Here is a 19287-nt window from a genome sequence, read left to right on the forward strand (position 1 = left end):
CTGACCGTTCTCCCAGTTGGGGGCACTGTCGGGGCCGCGTTGAGGTTTGAATGCCGCCAATCCAGGCTTCATGGGCGTTTGACCGGTCGGTCACGCCCTGGTAACACCAATCAGTGACCCTGGTTTCACACCCGGTACAGCCCCAGCCAGCACACCGATCCCTTAGGGGGAACCTCATCATGCAGGCCGCGCCCGTTCGCGCCACGGCGATCCCGTCGTTCACCGATGCACTCCGTGCCGTCGAGTCGCTGCTCCTCAGTGGCGGCCAGCGCACCGCCCGCCGCAACGCCTGGACCTCCGTCCTGGAGGACCGCCGCCGCGCCAAGGACCGCGTCGAGGCCGAGCGCGTCCTCGAAGCCGCCGTCTCCACGCGCACCTCCTGACACACGGCACGAGGCACCACCGCACCTCCTGGCACACGGCACGAGGCACCACCCGCGCAAGGCGCCGTCCCGGCCACCCACGGGCCCGTGAGCGGGGTACGAGCCGACCCACCGGAAGGCTCGGCCGCAATCCGCACCACGGCCGCTCAGGCACCGCACCGTGGCCGTACGGCACGACCCAGGCACCACCCAGCATCACCCGGGCACCACCGAGGCACCGCCGCCGCCCGGCGCCGCTCCCCCCGCGTCGTCGCCGGTCACCGGACCCCACCGGCACCGCCGTCGTCCTCGCTTTCCCGGACACGTAGACTTCGTGCCATGGCGAGGAAGGAACCCGCAGCGGACGCTGCGAACCCCGGGCGACTCAAGCAGATCGCTCTGACGTACAAGATGACCCGCAGGGCCGACAAAAAGATCGGTCTTGTACTCGCGGCTGTCGGAATCATCACCTTCGGTGTCTTCCTCGCGATCGGTTTCTTGATCGGTCACCCCATCTATCTCGGCATCCTGGGCTTCCTGCTCGCCTTCCTCGCGACGGCGATCGTCTTCGGACGCCGGGCCGAGCGGGCCGCGTTCGGGCAGATGGAGGGCCAGCCGGGTGCCGCCGCCGCGGTGCTGGACAACGTGGGCCGAGGCTGGACGACCACCCCGGCGGTCGCGATGAACCGCAACCAGGACGTGGTCCACCGGGCCGTCGGCAAGGCCGGCATCGTCCTGGTCGCCGAGGGCAACCCGAACCGGGTGAAGAGCCTGCTGGCCGCCGAGAAGAGGAAGATGGCCCGGATCGTGGTGGACGTGCCGGTGCACGACCTGATCGTCGGCACCGGCGAGGGCCAGGTCGAGCTGAAGAAGCTGCGCACGACCATGCTGAAGCTGCCCCGCGTCCTGTCCGGCCCCCAGGTGACCGCGACCAACGACCGGCTGCGCGCCATGGGCGACCTGATGAGCAACATGCCGCTCCCCAAGGGGCCGATGCCCAAGGGCATGCGGATGCCGCGCGGCGGGAAGATGCGCTGACCGCCCCCGGCTGACACCGCTCTCCTCGTACGACGAAGGGGGCGCCCGGATTACTCCGGGCGCCCCCTTCTCGTGTCTCGTGCGTGTCGCGTTCTCGTGCGGGTCGTCTTCTCGTGCGGATCGTCTTCCCGTGCGGATCGTCTTCCCGTGCGGATCGTCAGATCCGCACCTCCACGGTCCGCGCCAGGCGGTCGTGGAGGCCGCGGCCGTCGCGGTCCCAGACGAGGGCGGGGATGGCGAGGCAGAGCAGGACGCTGCGGACGAGGGCGCGCCAGGGGTTCACCGTGCCGGTGTCCTGGGCGATCACCCGGAGGCCGAAGAGTCGCTTGCCGGGGGTGAAGCCCACCGTGCCGAGAGTGAGGACGTGGAGCAGGAAGAAGATGAGCAGGGCCCAGTTGCTGGTGGCCTGGTCGTAGCCGTCGGTGATCAGGCCGTATGCGATCAAGAGGCAGAGTCCCCAGTCGACGGCGAGGGCCCCCAGACGGCGGCCCGGGCGGGCGATGGAGCCCGGCCCCTGCTCCGGCAGACCGAGCTGCTCGCCCCGGTATCCGAAGTCGACACCCGCGTCCTCGGCGGCGGCGCGAGGGCCGGACAGCCACGATCCGATTGCTTGCCTCTTGTCCACCCGAACACCGTACTGCGACCGTTCTGCCATTCGGACAGGTGGGGTCAGGTAGGGGATGTCCGGTTAACTTGTGCGAAACAAACGGGTCACGTACGAGAAATCACCCGTCCTTAGGGTCGAGTGCAGCGTGTGCCACCGCACTGGCCGCACGAACGAACTACCACCCCGGCGGCACGGTCGGGAGTAGGAGGAGCTGGATGTTCCAGAACGCCGACGAGGCCAAGAAGTTCATCGCGGACGAGGACGTCAAGTTCATCGACGTCCGCTTCTGCGACCTGCCGGGTGTGATGCAGCACTTCACGGTGCCGGCGGAGGCCTTCGACCCGGCCGAGGAGCTGGCCTTCGACGGCTCCTCGATCCGCGGCTTCCAGGCCATCCACGAGTCCGACATGGCGCTGCGTGCCGACCTGTCCACCGCGCGCGTGGACCCCTTCCGCCGCGACAAGACGGTCAACATCAACTTCTTCATCCACGACCCGATCACGGGCGAGCAGTACTCCCGTGACCCGCGGAACGTGGCGAAGAAGGCGGAGGCGTACCTGGCGTCCACCGGTATCGCCGACACCGCGTACTTCGGTCCCGAGGCCGAGTTCTACGTCTTCGACAGCGTGCGTTTCGCCACCTCGGCGAACGAGTCCTTCTACCACATCGACTCCGAGGCGGGCGCCTGGAACACCGGTGCGCTGGAGGACAACCGCGGTTACAAGGTCCGCTACAAGGGCGGTTACTTCCCGGTCCCGCCGGTCGACCACTTCGCCGACCTGCGTGCCGAGATCTCCCTGGAGCTGGAGCGGGCCGGCCTCCAGGTCGAGCGCCAGCACCACGAGGTGGGCACCGCCGGCCAGGCCGAGATCAACTACAAGTTCAACACGCTGCTCGCCGCGGCCGACGACCTCCAGCTCTTCAAGTACATCGTGAAGAACGTGGCGTGGAAGAACGGCAAGACCGCGACCTTCATGCCGAAGCCGATCTTCGGTGACAACGGCTCGGGCATGCACGTCCACCAGTCGCTGTGGAGCGGCGGCCAGCCGCTGTTCTACGACGAGGCCGGTTACGCGGGCCTGTCGGACACCGCCCGCTACTACATCGGCGGCATCCTCAAGCACGCCCCGTCGCTGCTGGCCTTCACCAACCCGACGGTGAACTCGTACCACCGTCTGGTGCCGGGCTTCGAGGCCCCGGTCAACCTGGTGTACTCGCAGCGCAACCGCTCCGCGGCCATGCGTATCCCGATCACGGGTTCGAACCCGAAGGCCAAGCGCGTCGAGTTCCGCGCGCCCGACGCCTCCGGCAACCCGTACCTGGCCTTCTCGGCGCTGCTGCTGGCGGGCCTGGACGGCATCAAGAACAAGATCGAGCCGGCCGAGCCGATCGACAAGGACCTGTACGAGCTGGCTCCCGAGGAGCACGCGAACGTCGCGCAGGTCCCGACCTCCCTCGGCGCGGTCCTGGACCGCCTGGAGTCCGACCACGAGTTCCTCCTCCAGGGTGACGTCTTCACCCCGGACCTGATCGAGACGTGGATCGACTTCAAGCGCGCGAACGAGATCGCCCCGCTGCAGCTGCGTCCGCACCCGCACGAGTTCGAGCTGTACTTCGACGTGTGATCCGTGGAACGGGTGTGGCCCCCCTGCGTGCAGGGGGGCCACACCCGTTTCGAGTGCCGGGCGCGGTTCCCGGTGGTGTCGGGGGCGCTCAGAGGTGGTCCTCGGCCCAGACCAGCAGGCCGGCCAACGGGATGACGAGGGCCTTGCCTGCCTCGTCGAGGGCGTACCGGCCCCCGTGTGAGGCGTCCGTCGCCGGGATCCGTTTCACCAGGCCCGCGGCGATCAGGTCGTGGAGACGTATCGCCAGCTCGACGTCGCTGATCCCCCGGAGGCGGTTGCGCAACTGCGCGGAATCCGATGGTCCCTGGCCCAGCACGGCGACGATCAGTCCGGCTCCGGGTGGACCGAGCAGGTCGAAGGCCCTGCTCAGAGCAAGCACCCCCTCGCGTCGCCGCGCGGAGGCGAGCGAGCGCCGGTCGACGGGCAGGTGAACGGGCTGGTCGACGGTTCGGTCCGGCGGGGAGATGCTCATTGCGGCGTCCTTTCGGGTTCGGCTGCGGGTCCGGGGGCTTCCGGCGGCGTGCGGTGGGTGAGGCGGCTCGGCGGCTCGCGCGTCCGGAGGGGGAGAGTCACCGCTGTCCGGCCGTGCTGAGGTCCGCATCGGTGGGCGTGTCCGCCGGCCGGTGTGCCGTGCGCAGAAGAACGGCCACCGCGACGGCTCCGAGGACCGCCGCCCCGGCCCCGGTGAGCAGGGCGAGGTGCATTCCGGAGGCGAAGGCGTCACGGGCGTTCTCCATCAGTGAGGTGTCGCCCGTCCTGGCTCCCACGACGTTGGCCGCCGCGAGGGACGAGTGTGCCGCCTCGGCGATGTGGGAGGGGACGCCGTCCAGGTCGAGGGTGTCGCGGTAGCCGGCGTTGAGGACGCTGCCGAGAACGGCGATGCCCAGCGCTCCGCCCATTTCGCGGGACAGGTCGTTCACGGCCGATCCGACGTTCTGCAGGTCGGACGGGAGGCTGTCGGTGATGGCCGCCGTGGCAGGCGTCATCGCGAGGCCCATGCCGGCTCCCAGGGGAACCAGGCCCGCCAGGATGAGCCAGTAGGAGCTGCCGCCGTCGAGTGGGGCCAGTACGGCCAGCCCGACGGCCACCAGGACGAGGCCCACCAGCCAGGGACGGCGCGCCCCGGCGCGCGCGGCCAGCTTGGGCGCGAGTCGGGCGCTCGGGATCATGGCCGCGGACATGGGCAGCACACTCAGCGCGGCCACCAGGGCACTGGAACCGCGGACGAGCTGCAGGTACTGCATGGCGACGAAGATGAAGCCGAAGAAGGCGAAGAACTGCAGGGTGATCGACACGGTTCCCGCGGCGAACAGCTTGTCGCGGAACAGGCGCGGGTCCAGCAGCGGGTCCGGGTGGCGCAGTTCCCAGGCGACGAAGCCGGCCAGCACGACGAGTCCGAGAGCCATGCCCGACAGGGTCTCGGTGCTCGCCCACCCGTGCTCCGGCGCCTCGATCACCGCGTAGACCAGGATGCCCAGGCCCACCACCGTCAGCGTGGCTCCCACGATGTCGACGCGCCGCTTTCCGGGCTCGGCGGATTCCGGCACGAAGACGTAGGTTCCGACGAAGGCCACGACCGCCAGGACGACGTTGAGCCAGAAGACCGAGCGCCAGGACCACAGTTCGAGCACGGAGCCCGACGCGAGCAGTCCCAGGACGGCGCTCGCTCCCGCCACGGCCGCCCAGACGCTGACCGCACGCGTCCTCTGCTCGCGCGGGAACGTGCTCGTGATGGTGGACAGGGTGGCGGGCATCACGAACGCGGCCGCCAACCCGAGCACGGCCCGCAGGGCGATCAGGGTCTCCGGCTCCGAGGCGAACGCCGCGGCGACCGAGCCGCCCGCGAACAGAGCCAGACCTCCCAGCAGCGCCCTGCGCCGGCCGAAGCGGTCGCCCAGCGTCGCGGCGAGCAGCAGCAGGGCGGCGAAGACCAGGCTGTACGCGTCGATGATCCAGGAGAGTTGGGTCTGGCTGGCGTGTGTTTCGCGGGCGATGCCCGGCAGGGCCACGTTCAGAGACGCCATGGCGGACACGACGGTCGCCAGTGCGAGGCATGTGACGGCCAGAACCGCTCCGTGGCGCACGGTTCCTTGGCCTTGGTCTACGAGTCTCCGATTCACGGGAGGCGTCCTTTCCGGCTGCTGCGCTGCGCCGTTCGCGTGGTTGCGGGGCCGGGGCGTCGAGGTGCCTGCCCGGCGTGGGCGACGGAGCGCTGGGGGCTTCTCTCTGGCACGCGCTCGCGCACGAGCGGGCGTGGGGATGTCGGGTGGTCGTCGTCTGGCAGGAGGCCCGTTCGGCCTGCCCGAGGGAGCGGCGATCACCGAGTCCGCTGAGGGGGCGCCATCTCCCGGCGCTCTCCTCTCCGGGAGCGCCGGTGCGGGGCGCCTCTCAGCAGGTCCTCGCTGTTGCCAACGCTTGTTGGCCACCATCTGTTGACAGAGTGCACGGGGGCGGTTGAAAAAGTCAACACTTGGTGGCCTACGTTCGTTGGCATGGAAGTGGAACCCCGCGAGAACGCCTCGTCGGCACCGCCGCCTCGACGCTCCGACCGCACGCGTTCGGTCATCCTCGACGTCGCCCGCCGGCACTTCGCCGCGCACGGATTCGAGCGCACGACGATCCGGGCCGTCGCCGCCGACGCGGGCATCGACCCGGCACTGGTGATCCGGTACTACGGGAGCAAGGCCCGGCTCTTCGACGCCGCGCTCGACATCACCCTGCGTCTTCCCGATCTCTCCGGCGTCCCGGCGGACCACCTCGCGGAGGCCCTCCTACGGCACTTCATGGTGCGCTGGGAGCACGAAAGCGCCGACGACACGCTTCTGTTGCTGCTGCGGTCCGCCGTCACCAACGACCGGGCCGCGGAGCGCATGCGCGAGATCTTCGCGACGCAGGTCGCCCCCGGACTCGGGGGACCGCACGCGGAGAAGGTCGGCCTGATCGTCACCCAGCTCCTCGGCCTCGCGCTCAGCCGCCACCTGCTGCGGATCCCGGCCGTCGTGCGACTGACACCCGGCGAGATCCTCGCCCTCTACGTTCCGGCCGTCGGCGGCGTCTTCCAGCTCCCTCGTGGCCGTGAAGCGCGGTGACGCGCCGGGACGCGCCGGGACGCATCGAGGCGCACCGGGACGCGCCGGGGCACGCCGGGACGCACCGGCCGCGAACGGCGGGACGCCACGTCGAGGGCGAGGCGGCGGCGCCGAACGCGGGACGTGGCCATCTGCACGGCCAGGTACGGCGGTGCCGGCCAGGTACCGGGCTGGTACCGGGCTGGCACCTGCCCGGAAGAGCCAACCGCTGTTGGCCTACTCTTGTTGGCATGACCTCGGGCGCTCAGAGCAGCACCACAGACCGACGTTCCGACCGGACGAGAGCGGCCATCCTGCGCGCCGCACGGGAGAGATTCGCGGCCCAGGGGTACGAACGCACCACCATCCGGGCCGTCGCCGCGGACGCCGACATCGACCCGTCCATGGTCATGCGCTACTTCGGCAGCAAGGCGCAGCTCTTCGACAGCGCGCTCGCCATCGACCTGCGCCTGCCGGACCTGACCGCCGTTCCGCGTACCGAGCTGGCACGGACACTGGTGCGGCATTTCCTGGAGCGCTGGGAGGGTGACCCGGCCGACGACGCGCTCCTGGTCCTCCTGCGCTCGGCGGTCACCAACGAGCACGCCGCGAGCCGCATGCACGAGATCTTCGCGACGCAGATCGCCCCCGCGATCAGCGCGATGCTGGGTCCCGAACTCGCCGCACGCCGAGCCGGCCTGGTCTCCGCCCAGCTTCTCGGCCTGGGTCTGACCCGTTACCTGCTGCGACTCCCCGCCGTGACCGCCCTCACGCACGAGGAGATCGAGAACGGTCTCGCTCCGGCCATCGACGCCGTCCTCGGCCAGGGGCCGGACACCTCCGGCGCCTGATCACGACGCGGGCCCGGGGACGACCGGCGGCAAGCGGCACGGGAAGTAGGCGGACCGGGCCGCGGGCGGCCTCCGCATCCCGCGGCCCGGACGCGACCTGATCGGCCCGGACCCGCATCCACCACTCCGGGCGTCGGTCCTCACACGACGACTCCGGGCCGTCGGCCCTCACACGACTACTCCGGCCCTCGACCCTCACACGGCCACTCCGGGCGTCGGTCCTCACACGCGGGCGGGCTCCAGTCCACCAGGGGCTTCAGGGACTTCTGGAAGGCGTCGGCCGGCGCCGCGCGCACGAGCCCGTCGCGCAGGGCCACGGCGCCACGGGAGGACCACTGGGCCACCCTGCCGACCAGCCGGCACCTCCGGGCCACGTACGGCGTGCGGGGACGGCGCAGCAGGTCGTACTCGTGCAGCCCGTCGCTCGCGTCGGCGCGGTCCGCGAGGACCACCGGGTCCTCCAGGGCCTGGCAGGCCCCCTGCCCGAGGTTGGGGGTCATGGCGTGCGCGGCGTCGCAGACCCGCGCGACCCGGCCGGCGGCGTAGGAGCGCAGGGGCGGCTCGGGGTCGGGGGAGCAAGTGTCCCGTCCAGCGAACGGCACCCCCGGGGCCGCGGCATGAGGGAACGGCCCCTTGAACCACCCCTGCGCGACTGCGCGGCGGGCGGGCCGCACGGCGGGAGCGCGCGCCCGGAGCGGCGGAGGCGTCGCGTGACCGCCGGGCGGTACGCGCGGCGGTGGCCGCGTCGCCCTCGTGTCCGGATACCTGCCCTCACGGCCAACACGCGTTGACTTGCCGGTCCGGCAGCGGCATCATGACAACAAGCGTTGGCCAACAGGTGTTGGCTTTCGGGACGGCACAGGGAGACGCGATGAACAGGCCCGCACTGCCCGCTCACACCAAGGTCGCGATCGTCGGCGCAGGCCCCACCGGTCTGACGCTCGCCGTGACACTCGCCTCCGCCGGCGTCGACCACGTCCTGCTGGACCGCCTGTCGGAGGGCGCCAACACCTCACGGGCGGCCGTGGTGCACGCCCGGACGCTCGAGATCCTGGACGAGTTGGGGGCCTCGCGGGAACTGATCGCGCGTGGTCTGAGGCTCAACCGGTTCGCCGTACGCGAGAGCTCCCGCACCCTCATGACGGTCCCGTTCGACGGGCTGCCCACCCCCCACCCGTACACGCTGATGGTTCCCCAGTACGAGACCGAGAGCGTGCTGCTCGCGCGCCTGCGTGCCCTGGGCGGTGATGTGCACCGCCCGTACGAGGTGGTGGCGGTCTCCCAGGAGGACGACGGCGTGACGCTGACGACGGCCTGCGGCGCGCGGCTGCTCGCCGACTACGCGGTGGGCGCCGACGGGATGCACAGTGTCGTGCGCGAGGCGGCCGGAATCGGGTTCCGGGGCGCCCCGTACGAGGAGTCGTTCGTCCTCGCCGATGTGGCGATGGACTGGGTGCCGGGATCGGGTGAGGTCTCGCTGACCTTCGGCACGGCCGGGCTCACCGTGGTCGCGCCGCTGCCCGGTGACCGCTACCGGATCGTCGCCACCGTGGACGACGCCCCCTCGGCACCCGGACTGCCCTACCTACAGGACCTGATGGACGAGCGGGCACCCGGCCAGGCGAGGATCACGCAGCTGGTCTGGTCCTCGCGGTTCCGGGTGCACCACCGGATCGCCGAGCGGTACCGCGAGGGGCGGCTCCTCCTCGCCGGGGACGCCGCCCACGTCCACAGTCCCGCGGGGGGACAGGGAATGAACACCGGCATCCAGGACGGTCGCGCGCTGGGGCAGGCGTTCGCCGAGGGGGACCTGGACGGGTACGAGGCGCGTCGCCGCCCCGTGGCGGAGCGAGTGGTGGCCTTCACCGACCGCATGACGCGCATCGCCACCACCCGCAACGTCGTGGCCAGAGGAGCTCGGAACCTGGCGCTCCCCCTGCTGGGCAGGACGGGCCTGCCGCGGAAGCTCGCCACCGAGCTCGCGGAGCTGAACTACCGCTGAGAAGCCGCCCGACGGCCGGGCCGGCGGGACGTCCCGGCGCGTTCCGCGGGGCGGCCACGCGGTGGCCCGACGACGATGCCATCCGACCCCGGAAGAAGCGATCGGCGCCCTTGTCACCGACGGTCGGCACCGCGATGGCCGCGCCGACGGTGATCACGGTCAGGATCACGATGGAGACCGGCGGCGCCGGGAACACGGTGGTGACCTTCGGGAAGAACACCATCAGCGCCCGTGCGAAGACCAGGCCCGCGAGGACCTCGGAGCGCCGGACCTTCGGGGCAGGGGTCCAGTCCGGCTTCTGGCCGCGCAGGCGGGCGGCCGGGGACACGGCACGACGGACTGCCGACGCGCTGTCGACGGACTGGCGACGGGTGATCGGCGGCCGGGCGCGCACCGTTCGAGCGGCGCACCGTCCCGGCTTTCCTGGGTGGGGGCACCGTCGTATGGTTTTCTGAACGACTGTTCGATGAACAACGGGGAGACACGGGGATGCCCGAACAGGACGACAGCGAGCGGGAGTTCGACCTCCGGTGGGCGGACGACGCCGAGCACAAGGAGCCCTCCGCGCGGGCCCGGATGCTGGCCGCGCGCTGGAAGGAGAACCCGCCCGCGCCGCAGCCCTTCCGCGCCGATCCCGGGCCGCGCGCACCGCGCCGCTCGTCGTGGGTGTCGACGCTCCTGGTGTTCGGCTGCGTGGCGGGGCTCATCGCGGTGATCGGATACCTCAACTACCGATCCTCGTACTGAGCCCGCCCCCCGGCGCCGGCCCTCGGGGCCGTGGCCGCCTCCCGGGGCCGTGGCCGCCTCCCGGGCGCACAATGGAAGGCGGGACGGGTGCCTGCCTGAGTGCGGGGTGGTACGGATGTCGAACCGGTTCCGGAGTGATCCGCGGCTGACCGCGCGGATGACGATCACGTTGTTCCTGCTCGGTCTGCTGTACGTGCTGTTCGTGGCCGCGCTGATCGCGCTGCTGAAGTCGTGGGTGCTGGTCGTGGTGGTCGCGGCCCTCCTCCTGGGGGCGCAGTACTGGTACTCGGACCGGGTGGCCCTGTTCGCCATGCGCGGGCGGATCGTGGAGGCCGAGGAGTATCCGCGGCTGCACGGGGCGGTGGACCGGCTGTGCGCGGTCGCGGACATGCCGAAGCCGCGGGTCGCGGTGGCGGACATGGATATGCCAAACGCGTTCGCGACCGGACGGAACACCGATCACGCAGTGGTGTGCGTGACGACGGGGCTGCTCAGAAGGCTGGAGACGGACGAACTGGAGGGGGTGCTGGCGCACGAGCTGTCGCATGTGGCGCACCGCGATGTCGCCGTGATGACGATCGCCTCGTTCCTGGGGGTGCTGGCGGGTCTGGTCGTACGGTTCGCGTTCTACTCCAACATGTTCGGCGGACGCCGGGACCAGAACACCGCCGTCGTCCTCAGCGTGGTGATGGGGGTCTCGGCCGCCGTGTACGTGCTGAGCTTCCTGCTGATCCGGGTCCTGTCCCGGTACCGGGAGCTGGCCGCCGACCGGGCGGGCGCGCTGCTCACCGGGCGGCCCTCGGCGCTCGCCTCCGCGCTGACCAAGGTCACCGGGGACATCGCCCGGATCCCGACACGGGACCTCAGGACCTCGCAGGCGTTCAACGCCTTCTACTTCACCCCCGCCCTGGGCAGCCGGCCGGACCTGGCGCGCTTCTTCGCCACCCACCCGCCCCTGGAGGAGCGGCTCGACCAGCTGGGCAGGATCTCCGTGGAGCTGGGCGAGGCCCCCGCGTCCGGACCGGGGAAGGCGGGCTGATCCGCCATGGGGCTGCTGGACGTGCTCCTCGGCCGTACGAAGCCGGTGCCGCCGGACCTGGACCGGCTGTTCGCCCTGCCGTCCGCCGCGGTGACGCTGCAGGCCGCGACCGCCCTCGCGCCGACCGGGACCGGCGCGGTCTGCTTCGCGTCCGTCGAGGGCACCGCCTTCGACGAGGTACGGCGGGAGCTGCGGGCGCTGCTCGACGCCGATACGGGCGACGCCGATACGGGCGACGTCGATACGGGCGCGGGCGCCGGGCGGGGTGCGGCCGGTGTCGAGGCCGTGCGGGACGAGTACGGGTACTCGTGGCTCGTCTCCCGGCGGAGACCGTCGGAGCTGCCTGACCTGGTGGGTGATCTGCACACGGTCAACAGCGCGCTGGAGGGCGGCGGGTTCGGTCCGCAGCTGCTGTGTTCGGTGGTCGGGTTCCGGGGCGGCGAGGACGGGGAGCGGCGGCTGGGGCTCGTCTACCTCTACAAGCGGGGCACTTTCTATCCGTTCGCGCCGCTGCCGGGCGGGGCGGGCCGCCGCGACAACGCGCTGGAGCTGCGGGTCAGGGCGGTCCTCGCGGAGGACCTGCGGATCGAACCGGATCTCGGCCGGTGGTTCCCCCTGTGGGGTGCCCCGGGGCTGTGACCGCCCCGGGGCACGGGCCTGCTGTCCACGCTCCGCTGCCGCTCCTGCCGACGGCCCTCGAGGGGCCGCTCACGGCGGTAGCGGCGCTCCCACTTCGCCTGCTGGTCCCGGCGCTCACGGTAGGCCCGGTAGGAGGCGGGCTGCGCGGCGCCGCCCGACGACGGCGACGACTCGGCCGAGCCACCGCGGGTGCGGCCGTGGCGGATGTACAGGTGGAGCAGCCCGACCGCGGCGAGCCAGAGCAGTTCGTTCGAGAAACCGAGGACGACCGGGACCGCGGTCGCCGAAAGGATCAAGGTGCCCATGGCGGGCCTCCTTGGGTGGGTGTGCGTGGGTGGTGGCAGCGACACCCGTCCCGCACGATCCGGTGCCGGACGCTCGGCTGTGCCCGTCCAGGATGCTGGCGGGCCGATGCGCCCGCATCCGAATACCGGGGTCCGTGGGGCGGTCCGGGCGCCTTCGCGGGGGTGATTGTCAGTGGTGTCCGGGAGGATGGGGGGGACTTGACGACGGGTGTTCGGGTGGAGGCGGCGGCATGGGGGAAGCACGGCGGTATGTCGGGGCGGCCGAGCGGCGGGCACGGCTCGGGGCGGGGCAGCGGTTGTCCGGATCCGCGCGGGCGGCGGGCCCGGAGGAGGTCGCCGACTCGCTGGTGGCCCTGCACGGCTCGGACCCGGCGACGGTGTACCTCGCGGTGGGCGCCCGGCTCGCCGAGCCGGGGCGGACCGTGGCCGAGACCGAGCGGGCGCTGTACACGGACCGGACGTTGGTGCGGATGCACGGCATGCGGCACACCGTGTTCGTGTTCCCGGCCGGTCTCACCGCCGTGGTGCACGGCTCGACCGGCATCACGGTCGCCGCGAGGGAACGGGCCTCGCTGCTGAAGGACATGGCGGTGGCCGGGGCGCCGGACGCGGCCTGGCTGAAGGAGGTCGAGGAGTCGGCGCTCACGGCGCTGGCCCGGCGCGGGCAGGCGACGGCGGCGGAACTGGCCGAGGACGAGCCCCGGTTGAGGGAACGGTTCGTGTACGCGGCGGGCAAGCCCTACGAGGGCGTGCACACCGTCTCGACGCGGCTGCTGCGGGTCCTCGGCGTGGAGGGCAGGGTGGTGCGTGGCCGGCCGCTCGGTTCGTGGACGTCGAGCCAGTTCCGCTGGGCCGTGGCCCCCGCCCATCCCGAGCTGGACGTGGCGGAGGCCCAGGCGTCGCTCCTCGGGCGGTGGCTGGCGGCGTGCGGTCCGGCGACCGAGGCCGACCTGAAGTGGTGGACGGGCTGGCGGGTCACCGAGGTCCGCCGGGCGCTCACGGCGATCGGGGCGCGGGCCGTGACGCTGGACGAGGGCACGGGGTACGTGGTCGCCGGGGACGAGGACCAGGTCGCCGCGCCGGCCGAGCCGTGGGCCGCCCTGCTCCCGGCCCTCGACCCGACCGCGATGGGCTGGCGGGAACGCGACTGGTATCTGGCGCCGGAACTGCTCCCCGCCCTCTTCGACCGCAGCGGCAACGTGGGGCCGACGGTGTGGTGGAACGGCCGCGTGGTCGGCGGTTGGGCCCAGCGGCCGGACGGCGAGATCGTGTGGCGCCTGCTCACCACGGACGGGATCGGCACGGAGGCTCACCAGGCGATCGCCGAGGAGGCCGAGCGGCTGCGGGCGTGGGTGGGCGAGACACGGGTGACGCCGCGCTTCCGGACCCCGCTGGAGAAGGAGTTGGGCGGGCCGGGCGCCTGGTTTTCCGGGAGTTCGGGTGGTTGAGGTGGGCGGGGACAGTGGCGGCGAGTGCGGATGGTTCAGGCTGGCACGGATGGTTGTAGCGGGTGCGGATGGTCGTGGCAGGCACGGAAGGTCGTGGCAGGCATGGAAGGTTCGGGGGTTCTCGCGCAGTTCCCCCCGCCCCTGAAAGCGACCGCACCCCCGCGAACCGGCCCGAACGCCTACGGCGTGCCGGGCACCCGGCCACGGGCACCCGGCACCCCGGATCACTTCGCCGGGCACTCCTTCCACGCCAGGTGGTAGATCGTGCTGATGTCCCCGTCCGTCGAGTCCATCGTCATGAAGCTCGTGCTGCTCGCCGGCGACGAACCCCGGTTGACGCGCAGTTCCGTGTTGATGTTGAAGTTGCGTTCGACACCACACGGTGCCCACACCAGCTGGGCCCAGTCGGTCTCGTCCGTGGCCTGCCAGTTGTCCTCGAGAGGGCCGTTGAAGGCGTGGCTCCGGGCGGCCGTGTCCGGGGAGCCCTGGAAGTAGTACGAGGCCTTCTGTGTGCCGCTGGCCCCGCGCTGCAGTGAGGCGAAGCCTCGGTAGTCGACGCTCGCGATGGCGTAGGTGAAGCCGCCCGGCACGTGCACGCGCAGGTTGAGCTGGCAGTTCTTGCGGAACGCGGTGGAGGGCGCGCCACCGCCGACCTGGGCGAGGTAGTCGCTGTAGGTCACGGTGAACGCGGTGTTGTCCGGGGAGACGGCGACCGCCGTCGTGCCCGCGGGACAGCCGGAGCCGTTCACCGTGGCGACCTTGATGATGATCTTGTCCGGCGGCGGGTCGTCGAAGGGGTCCGTCGCGTGCGCGGGAAGCGCTCCGGCGAACAGGGCGGCCACGGCACCGCCCAGGAGGAGACCACGAACCATGGGGGGTTCTCCTGTCATAGACATGCGCATGTCAATAGACACGCACGACGTTCCCGCACACCTGTGAAAGAGCTGTGAAGGCTGCGGGGCGACCGCATCGTATGGACCCCCGGCGGGCACGGCTAGGGCGATCTCCGGCCAACCCTGACAGCCGGAGATCACCCCGTTTCCCGCGCGCCACGCCTCAACGCACCGGTGCCGCCCACCCCGAGGGGCGGACGGCACCGGAAGGCCGGCTCAGCGGCGCCACGGCCTCAACGGCAGTACCGCATCAGCGCGCGGACCATGTGGCACGTGGTGTCCGACGGCGGATGCACGCCGATCACCTCGGCGGTGGTGCGGATCGTCTCGTTGCGCGCCTGGTTCGGCAGGTAGACACCGGAGTCGAGCAGGGCGATGGCGAGACGCATCGCCTTCAGACGCCGGTTGTGCGTGATGTACCACTCCCGCGGACGGCCCGGCGGCAGCGTGTGCTTCACGACGGGCTCGTACGGCAGGTCGAGCAGGACGGGATGCTTGGCGGTTGACTGGGTGGGCAGCGGCTTCGACTTCAGTGCGGCAGCGGGCACGGACATCCTCCTGTCGCGGTCTGGGCGCCGCCGGAAGTCCCCCCGTCGGCAACCCTCGAACACTGCTTCTATTTTACTCCCCACCACTGACAATCACCCCTGGCCAGACGGCACTTGAAGGGCTCTGTGACAGGCGTGGAACACGGGTTTCCGTGGGCCTCAGGACGCCTTCCGGCGGGCCGGGACCGGTTGGCTACGGTGGGCCCATGGAGATCTGGATCAACCCGGCTTGTTCCAAGTGCCGCAGCGCCGTCGGCCTGCTCGACGCGGAGGGCGCCGCCTACACCGTCCGCCGTTATCTGGAGGACGTCCCGAGCGAGGACGAGATCCGCGAGGTGCTCGACCGGCTCGGGCTCGAACCGTGGGACATCACCCGCACCCAGGAAGCCGCCGCGAAGGAACTCGGCCTCAGGGAGTGGGCACGGGACGCCGCCACCCGCGACCGGTGGATCACGGCCCTCGCCGAGCACCCGAAGCTGATCCAGCGGCCCATCATCACCGCGGACGACGGTACGGCGGTGGTGGCCCGCACGGAGGAGGCCGTACGGGACGTGCTGTCGCGGTAGACCCGCCACCGCTCCCCGACGGCCCTCGGTCCTCGGTCCCCGGTCCGCAGTCCGCAGTCCGCGGTCCGCGGTCCGCGGTCCGCGGTCCGCGGTCCGCCACACTCAGGGCCGACTCGCGTGTGACGCGGGTTACTTCGGAGGCCGTCGTCACCATTGAGCAACCTCGTTCGGTATCTCGTACATAGCGGCGTACGCTCCCCTACCTCTCAGGAGGCGCGAATGTCGCGCAGGAGAACTCTCGGTACGAAGAAGAAGATCGCGCTGTTCGTCGGCGCGGCGGCGGTGGCGGGTGGCGGGGCCTTCACCATGGCGGCCACCTCGAACGCGGCGCAGACGGCGGCGGATTCCAGCGTCTGCCAGGGTCTCGCCACCGCACTCGGCAACAACCAGAAGTTCATCGACGGCCAGCGGGCGGCCCCGGACGCGCAGTCCGAGGCCCGCATCGCCAACCGCGAGGCCGTCATCAAGCAGATCGAGGTGCAGCAGGAAGCGTCCGGTTGTGTCGTCGGGGAGTCGGCTCAGGACTCCCAGGCGGCCCAGCCGGCGCAGCCCGGCGGCGCGGCGACCGGGGGGTCGGCTCAGGACCCCCAGGGCGACGAGGCCGCCGGGAACGCGGGCGGCGCGGGGAACGCCGGCGGCAACGGCGCCACCGGAGGCGGCCGGCAGGTCTGCAACGGGTCCACCGTCACCCTGTCCGGTGAGGGCGGTGCCCCCGCCGCGTCCAGCAACCAGTTCCCGGCCGGGACGACGCTGAAGGTGACCAACCTGGACAACGGCAGGTCCACGACCGTGGAGGTCACCTCCGTGTCCGGCAGTTGCGTCCTGCTGAACAACTCCGCGTTCGAACAGGTCCGGGAGCCCGGCAAGTTCCTGATCCGCCGGGCGCTGATCGAGAAGGTCGGCTAGGACGACGGTCGCCGGCCCCGCCGTTCCCGCCAGGAGCGGTAGGGCCGGCCCGCAGCGGGTCCCGCCGGACCGGGTCGGGCCGGGGGTCGGCCACCTTACGGAGGGGGTGGCCGGCCGCCTGCCTGATTCGCGAACAGGAACGGGACGCACCTCACCGGCGCCCGCGACTTCCCGGCCACTGTTCACAGCCGCTTCCCGACGACTCCCCGACGACTCCCCCGCCAGCCCTTCGGCGGCTTCCGGCGGCTTCCGGCAGGGGCACCGACCGCGACCAACGGGGCCCCTGCCCCGTAACATTCCGCTCACCTCTTTCGCATACGGCTCGGCGCGCGGTCGCCGCGTAGCGGGTGCGAACAGTCCCGGGAACGACGTCGGTGCTCCGGGGGCGTGAGCCGCACCACAGCGACGCCCGGTAACACGGGGTTCACGTGCGAGCAATGATCGGGAAATCGCGTGTTGGCAGGCTGCCCGGCATCAGCGCGGCGTTTCAGTGCCGCAGCGCCGCAGCACCCGCACATGCGCCTAGTGACCCACCCCCGAAGGATGTGTCCCGTGACCTTCAAGGCTGAGTACATCTGGATCGACGGCACCGAGCCGACGGCCAAGCTCCGCTCCAAGACCAAGATCATCGCGGGTGAGCCCGCCGGTCTGGACGCGCTGCCGATCTGGGGCTTCGACGGGTCCTCCACGAACCAGGCCGAGGGGCACTCCTCGGACCGTGTGCTCAAGCCGGTCTTCACCTGCCCCGACCCGATCCGCGGCGGCGACGACGTCCTCGTCCTGTGCGAGGTCCTGAACATCGACTTCACCCCGCACGAGTCCAACACCCGTGCCGCGCTGCGTGAGGTCGCCGAGAAGTTCGCCGCGCAGGAGCCCATCTTCGGCATCGAGCAGGAGTACACCTTCTTCCAGGACGGCTACCCGCTCGGCTTCCCCAAGGGCGGCTTCCCGGCCCCCCAGGGCGGCTACTACTGCGGTGTCGGCGCCGACGAGATCTTCGGCCGTGAGGTCGTCGAGGCACACCTGGAGAACTGCCTGGCGGCGGGTCTGGGGCTGTCCGGGATCAACGCCGAGGTCATGCCCGGCCAGTGGGAGTTCCAGGTCGGCCCGCTGGCCCCGCTTGAGGTCTCGGACCAGCTGTGGGTGGCCCGGTGGCTGCTCTACCGCACCGCCGAGGACTTCGGCATCTCCGCGACCCTCGACCCCAAGCCGGTCAAGGGCGACTGGAACGGCGCCGGCGCGCACACCAACTTCTCCACCAAGGCGATGCGCGAGGGCTACGACGCGATCATCACCGCGTGCGAGTCGCTCGGTGAGGGCTCGAAGCCGCTCGACCACGTCAAGAACTACGGCGCCGGCATCGACGACCGTCTGACCGGCCTGCACGAGACCGCCCCGTGGAACGAGTACTCCTACGGTGTCTCCAACCGCGGCGCCTCGGTCCGTATCCCGTGGCAGGTCGAGAAGGACGGCAAGGGCTACATCGAGGACCGCCGCCCCAACGCCAACGTCGACCCGTACGTCGTGACGCGGCTCCTCGTCGACACCTGCTGCTCGGCGCTGGAGAAGGCCGGCCAGGTCTGACCGTCCGCGCCCCGGAGTCACGTCGTGGAGGGCGTCCACCGTTCGCGGTGGGCGCCCTCCGGCGTTGTCAGTGGGGCGTGCGAGGGTGACCGCATGACGATCGACGGGGGCGGCACGGCCGCGGACGGCCTGGCCATCAAGGTGAAGACGGAGAGCGGGCGGGAACACGCCCGGATCACGGCCCCGGGGCTGCGGGAGCTGGTGGACCGGATCGGCGGCGCGGACGACCGGTTCCTGGTCGTGCAGCGGATCCCGGACGTGCCGGACGTCTTCGTCCAGGTGTGGCACGAGCACGGCAGTGGGGAGTACCAGCTGGAGCACCGGGAGGGCCGCGACCGTTTCTTCGGGACGGTCCTCGCCGACCGGGAGCGGGTCGCCGAGGCGATGACCGGCTGGGCGCGGCGGGCGGACGGCTGGGACGGCGGCATCGACTGGACCCCGCTCGACCACGACCCGCCCGAGGACGTGCCGGAACTCCCGGACCCGGTGCGGGAACAGACCGAGGAGCGGGTGCGGGAGCTGCTGGCGTGCGGGTACGACGACCGGGCGCGGCTCACCGAGACCGCCGAGGAGTACCTGGTCGACGGCGACGACCGGCCCGTCTCCCCCGCGCAGGCCCGCCTGCTCGTGGACCGGTTGTGGACGGAGCGGATCGCGGAGCAGGAGACCTGGGAGGGCACCACCGACCCCGAGCGGATCACCCGCGCCTTCACGGCGCTTGGGGCCGCGGGGATCACCGCCCGGGAGAACTTCACCTGCTGCCGCACCTGCGGCATCGGTGAGATGGGCGGCGAGAGCGCCGACGGCGACCGGGGCTTCGTGTTCTTCCACTGGCAGTGCACCGAGAGCGCGGCCGCCGGACACGGATTGACGCTGCTGTACGGCGGGTTCGACGGGTCGGCCGCCACGACGACGTCCGTCGGGCACGAGGTCGTGGCGGCCCTCACGGCACAGGGGTTGTCCGTCCAGTGGGACGGCGATCCCTCCCAGGGCATCACCGTCACGCCCCTGGACTGGAGTAAACGCCTGGTGGGATGAGGTGGTGGCCCCTCAGGGCGG

The 19287-nt window shown here is 71.5% G+C and carries 20 protein-coding genes and 1 pseudogene; 14 read left to right on the plus strand and 7 right to left on the minus strand.

Translation table 11 applies throughout. The features are described 5' to 3' along the window. Positions 1-179 precede the first annotated feature (179 nt). Positions 180-383 (plus strand): SCO2195 family GlnR-regulated protein, encoded by a 204-nt coding sequence (locus tag GSY65_RS09660; protein WP_159766934.1) that lies wholly within the window; start codon positions 180-182, stop codon positions 381-383. Positions 384-701: 318 nt separating this feature from the next. Further along, positions 702-1400 (plus strand): DUF4191 domain-containing protein, encoded by a 699-nt coding sequence (locus GSY65_RS09665; protein WP_159766935.1) that lies wholly within the window; start codon positions 702-704, stop codon positions 1398-1400. Between the two features lie 157 nt (positions 1401-1557). On the opposite strand, the gene GSY65_RS09670 is transcribed toward GSY65_RS09665, so the two are convergent. Further along, positions 1558-2025, minus strand: coding sequence for an RDD family protein (locus tag GSY65_RS09670; protein WP_099963958.1), 468 nt, complete (start codon positions 2023-2025; stop codon positions 1558-1560). Positions 2026-2222: 197 nt separating this feature from the next. Between GSY65_RS09670 and glnA the strand changes: the two genes are divergently transcribed. Continuing rightward, positions 2223-3632, plus strand: coding sequence for a type I glutamate--ammonia ligase (gene glnA, locus GSY65_RS09675; protein WP_159766936.1), 1410 nt, complete (start codon positions 2223-2225; stop codon positions 3630-3632). A gap of 88 nt (positions 3633-3720) precedes the next feature. On the opposite strand, the gene GSY65_RS09680 is transcribed toward glnA, so the two are convergent. Further along, on the minus strand, positions 3721-4104 hold the full coding sequence (locus tag GSY65_RS09680; protein WP_159766937.1) for a winged helix-turn-helix transcriptional regulator: 384 nt from the start codon (positions 4102-4104) through the stop codon (positions 3721-3723). 97 nt (positions 4105-4201) lie between these two features. Then, a complete protein-coding gene (locus GSY65_RS09685) occupies positions 4202-5656 on the minus strand; it encodes an MFS transporter (RefSeq protein ID WP_201452494.1) in 1455 nt (484 codons plus the stop codon). Positions 5657-6124: 468 nt separating this feature from the next. On the opposite strand from GSY65_RS09685, the gene GSY65_RS09690 reads away from it, so the two are divergent. Then, positions 6125-6721, plus strand: a complete 597-nt coding sequence (locus GSY65_RS09690) for a TetR/AcrR family transcriptional regulator (RefSeq protein ID WP_159766939.1) — start codon at positions 6125-6127, stop codon at positions 6719-6721. A gap of 230 nt (positions 6722-6951) precedes the next feature. Further along, complete coding sequence (locus GSY65_RS09695; RefSeq protein ID WP_159766940.1) at positions 6952-7551, plus strand: TetR/AcrR family transcriptional regulator; 600 nt, start codon at positions 6952-6954, stop codon at positions 7549-7551. Between the two features lie 176 nt (positions 7552-7727). On the opposite strand, the gene GSY65_RS33240 is transcribed toward GSY65_RS09695, so the two are convergent. Next, a complete protein-coding gene (locus tag GSY65_RS33240; RefSeq protein ID WP_201452495.1) occupies positions 7728-8153 on the minus strand; it encodes a hypothetical protein in 426 nt (141 codons plus the stop codon). A gap of 269 nt (positions 8154-8422) precedes the next feature. Here GSY65_RS33240 and GSY65_RS09705 point away from each other — a divergent pair, with 269 nt between their 5' ends. The 4 genes from GSY65_RS09705 to pspAB all read left to right on the plus strand — a co-directional run bounded on the left by GSY65_RS09705 (position 8423) and on the right by pspAB (position 11978). After that, positions 8423-9553: an FAD-dependent oxidoreductase gene (locus tag GSY65_RS09705; RefSeq protein WP_159766941.1), complete on the plus strand. Its 1131-nt coding sequence runs from the start codon at positions 8423-8425 to the stop codon at positions 9551-9553. A gap of 489 nt (positions 9554-10042) precedes the next feature. Beyond that, on the plus strand, positions 10043-10300 hold the full coding sequence (locus tag GSY65_RS09710; RefSeq protein WP_159766942.1) for an SCO2583/SCO2584 N-terminal domain-containing protein: 258 nt from the start codon (positions 10043-10045) through the stop codon (positions 10298-10300). Between the two features lie 115 nt (positions 10301-10415). Continuing rightward, positions 10416-11339, plus strand: a complete 924-nt coding sequence (htpX, locus tag GSY65_RS09715; protein ID WP_159766943.1) for a zinc metalloprotease HtpX — start codon at positions 10416-10418, stop codon at positions 11337-11339. A 6-nt stretch (positions 11340-11345) separates the two neighbouring features. Then, positions 11346-11978, plus strand: coding sequence for a PspA-associated protein PspAB (gene pspAB, locus GSY65_RS09720; RefSeq protein WP_159766944.1), 633 nt, complete (start codon positions 11346-11348; stop codon positions 11976-11978). Positions 11979-12010: 32 nt separating this feature from the next. On the opposite strand, the pseudogene GSY65_RS33685 reads toward pspAB, so the two are convergent. Then, positions 12011-12283: pseudogene (locus GSY65_RS33685) on the minus strand (hypothetical protein); the annotation flags it as partial. Between the two features lie 230 nt (positions 12284-12513). Between GSY65_RS33685 and GSY65_RS09730 the strand changes: the two are divergent. Then, on the plus strand, positions 12514-13731 hold the full coding sequence (locus GSY65_RS09730) for a winged helix DNA-binding domain-containing protein (protein ID WP_159766945.1): 1218 nt from the start codon (positions 12514-12516) through the stop codon (positions 13729-13731). A gap of 224 nt (positions 13732-13955) precedes the next feature. Here GSY65_RS09730 and GSY65_RS09735 read toward each other — a convergent pair whose 3' ends face one another. Both GSY65_RS09735 and GSY65_RS09740 read right to left on the minus strand, forming a co-directional pair. Then, complete coding sequence (locus GSY65_RS09735; RefSeq protein ID WP_159766946.1) at positions 13956-14603, minus strand: DUF4360 domain-containing protein; 648 nt, start codon at positions 14601-14603, stop codon at positions 13956-13958. 254 nt (positions 14604-14857) lie between these two features. Then, positions 14858-15172 (minus strand): hypothetical protein, encoded by a 315-nt coding sequence (locus GSY65_RS09740; protein ID WP_159766947.1) that lies wholly within the window; start codon positions 15170-15172, stop codon positions 14858-14860. 206 nt (positions 15173-15378) lie between these two features. Here GSY65_RS09740 and GSY65_RS09745 point away from each other — a divergent pair, with 206 nt between their 5' ends. From GSY65_RS09745 to GSY65_RS09760, 4 genes are all read left to right on the plus strand, one after another. Then, entirely contained in the window at positions 15379-15738 is a 360-nt protein-coding gene (locus GSY65_RS09745) for an arsenate reductase family protein (protein ID WP_159766948.1), read from the plus strand. Positions 15739-15957: 219 nt separating this feature from the next. Beyond that, complete coding sequence (locus GSY65_RS09750; protein WP_159766949.1) at positions 15958-16644, plus strand: hypothetical protein; 687 nt, start codon at positions 15958-15960, stop codon at positions 16642-16644. 552 nt (positions 16645-17196) lie between these two features. Continuing rightward, positions 17197-18228 (plus strand): glutamine synthetase, encoded by a 1032-nt coding sequence (glnII, locus tag GSY65_RS09755; protein WP_159766950.1) that lies wholly within the window; start codon positions 17197-17199, stop codon positions 18226-18228. A gap of 93 nt (positions 18229-18321) precedes the next feature. Further along, complete coding sequence (locus GSY65_RS09760) at positions 18322-19266, plus strand: DUF6891 domain-containing protein (RefSeq protein WP_159766951.1); 945 nt, start codon at positions 18322-18324, stop codon at positions 19264-19266. Positions 19267-19287: the final 21 nt, after the last annotated feature.

It is taken from the genome of Streptomyces sp. HM190 (assembly GCF_009857135.1).
GTDB classification, from domain to species: domain Bacteria; phylum Actinomycetota; class Actinomycetes; order Streptomycetales; family Streptomycetaceae; genus Streptomyces; species Streptomyces heilongjiangensis.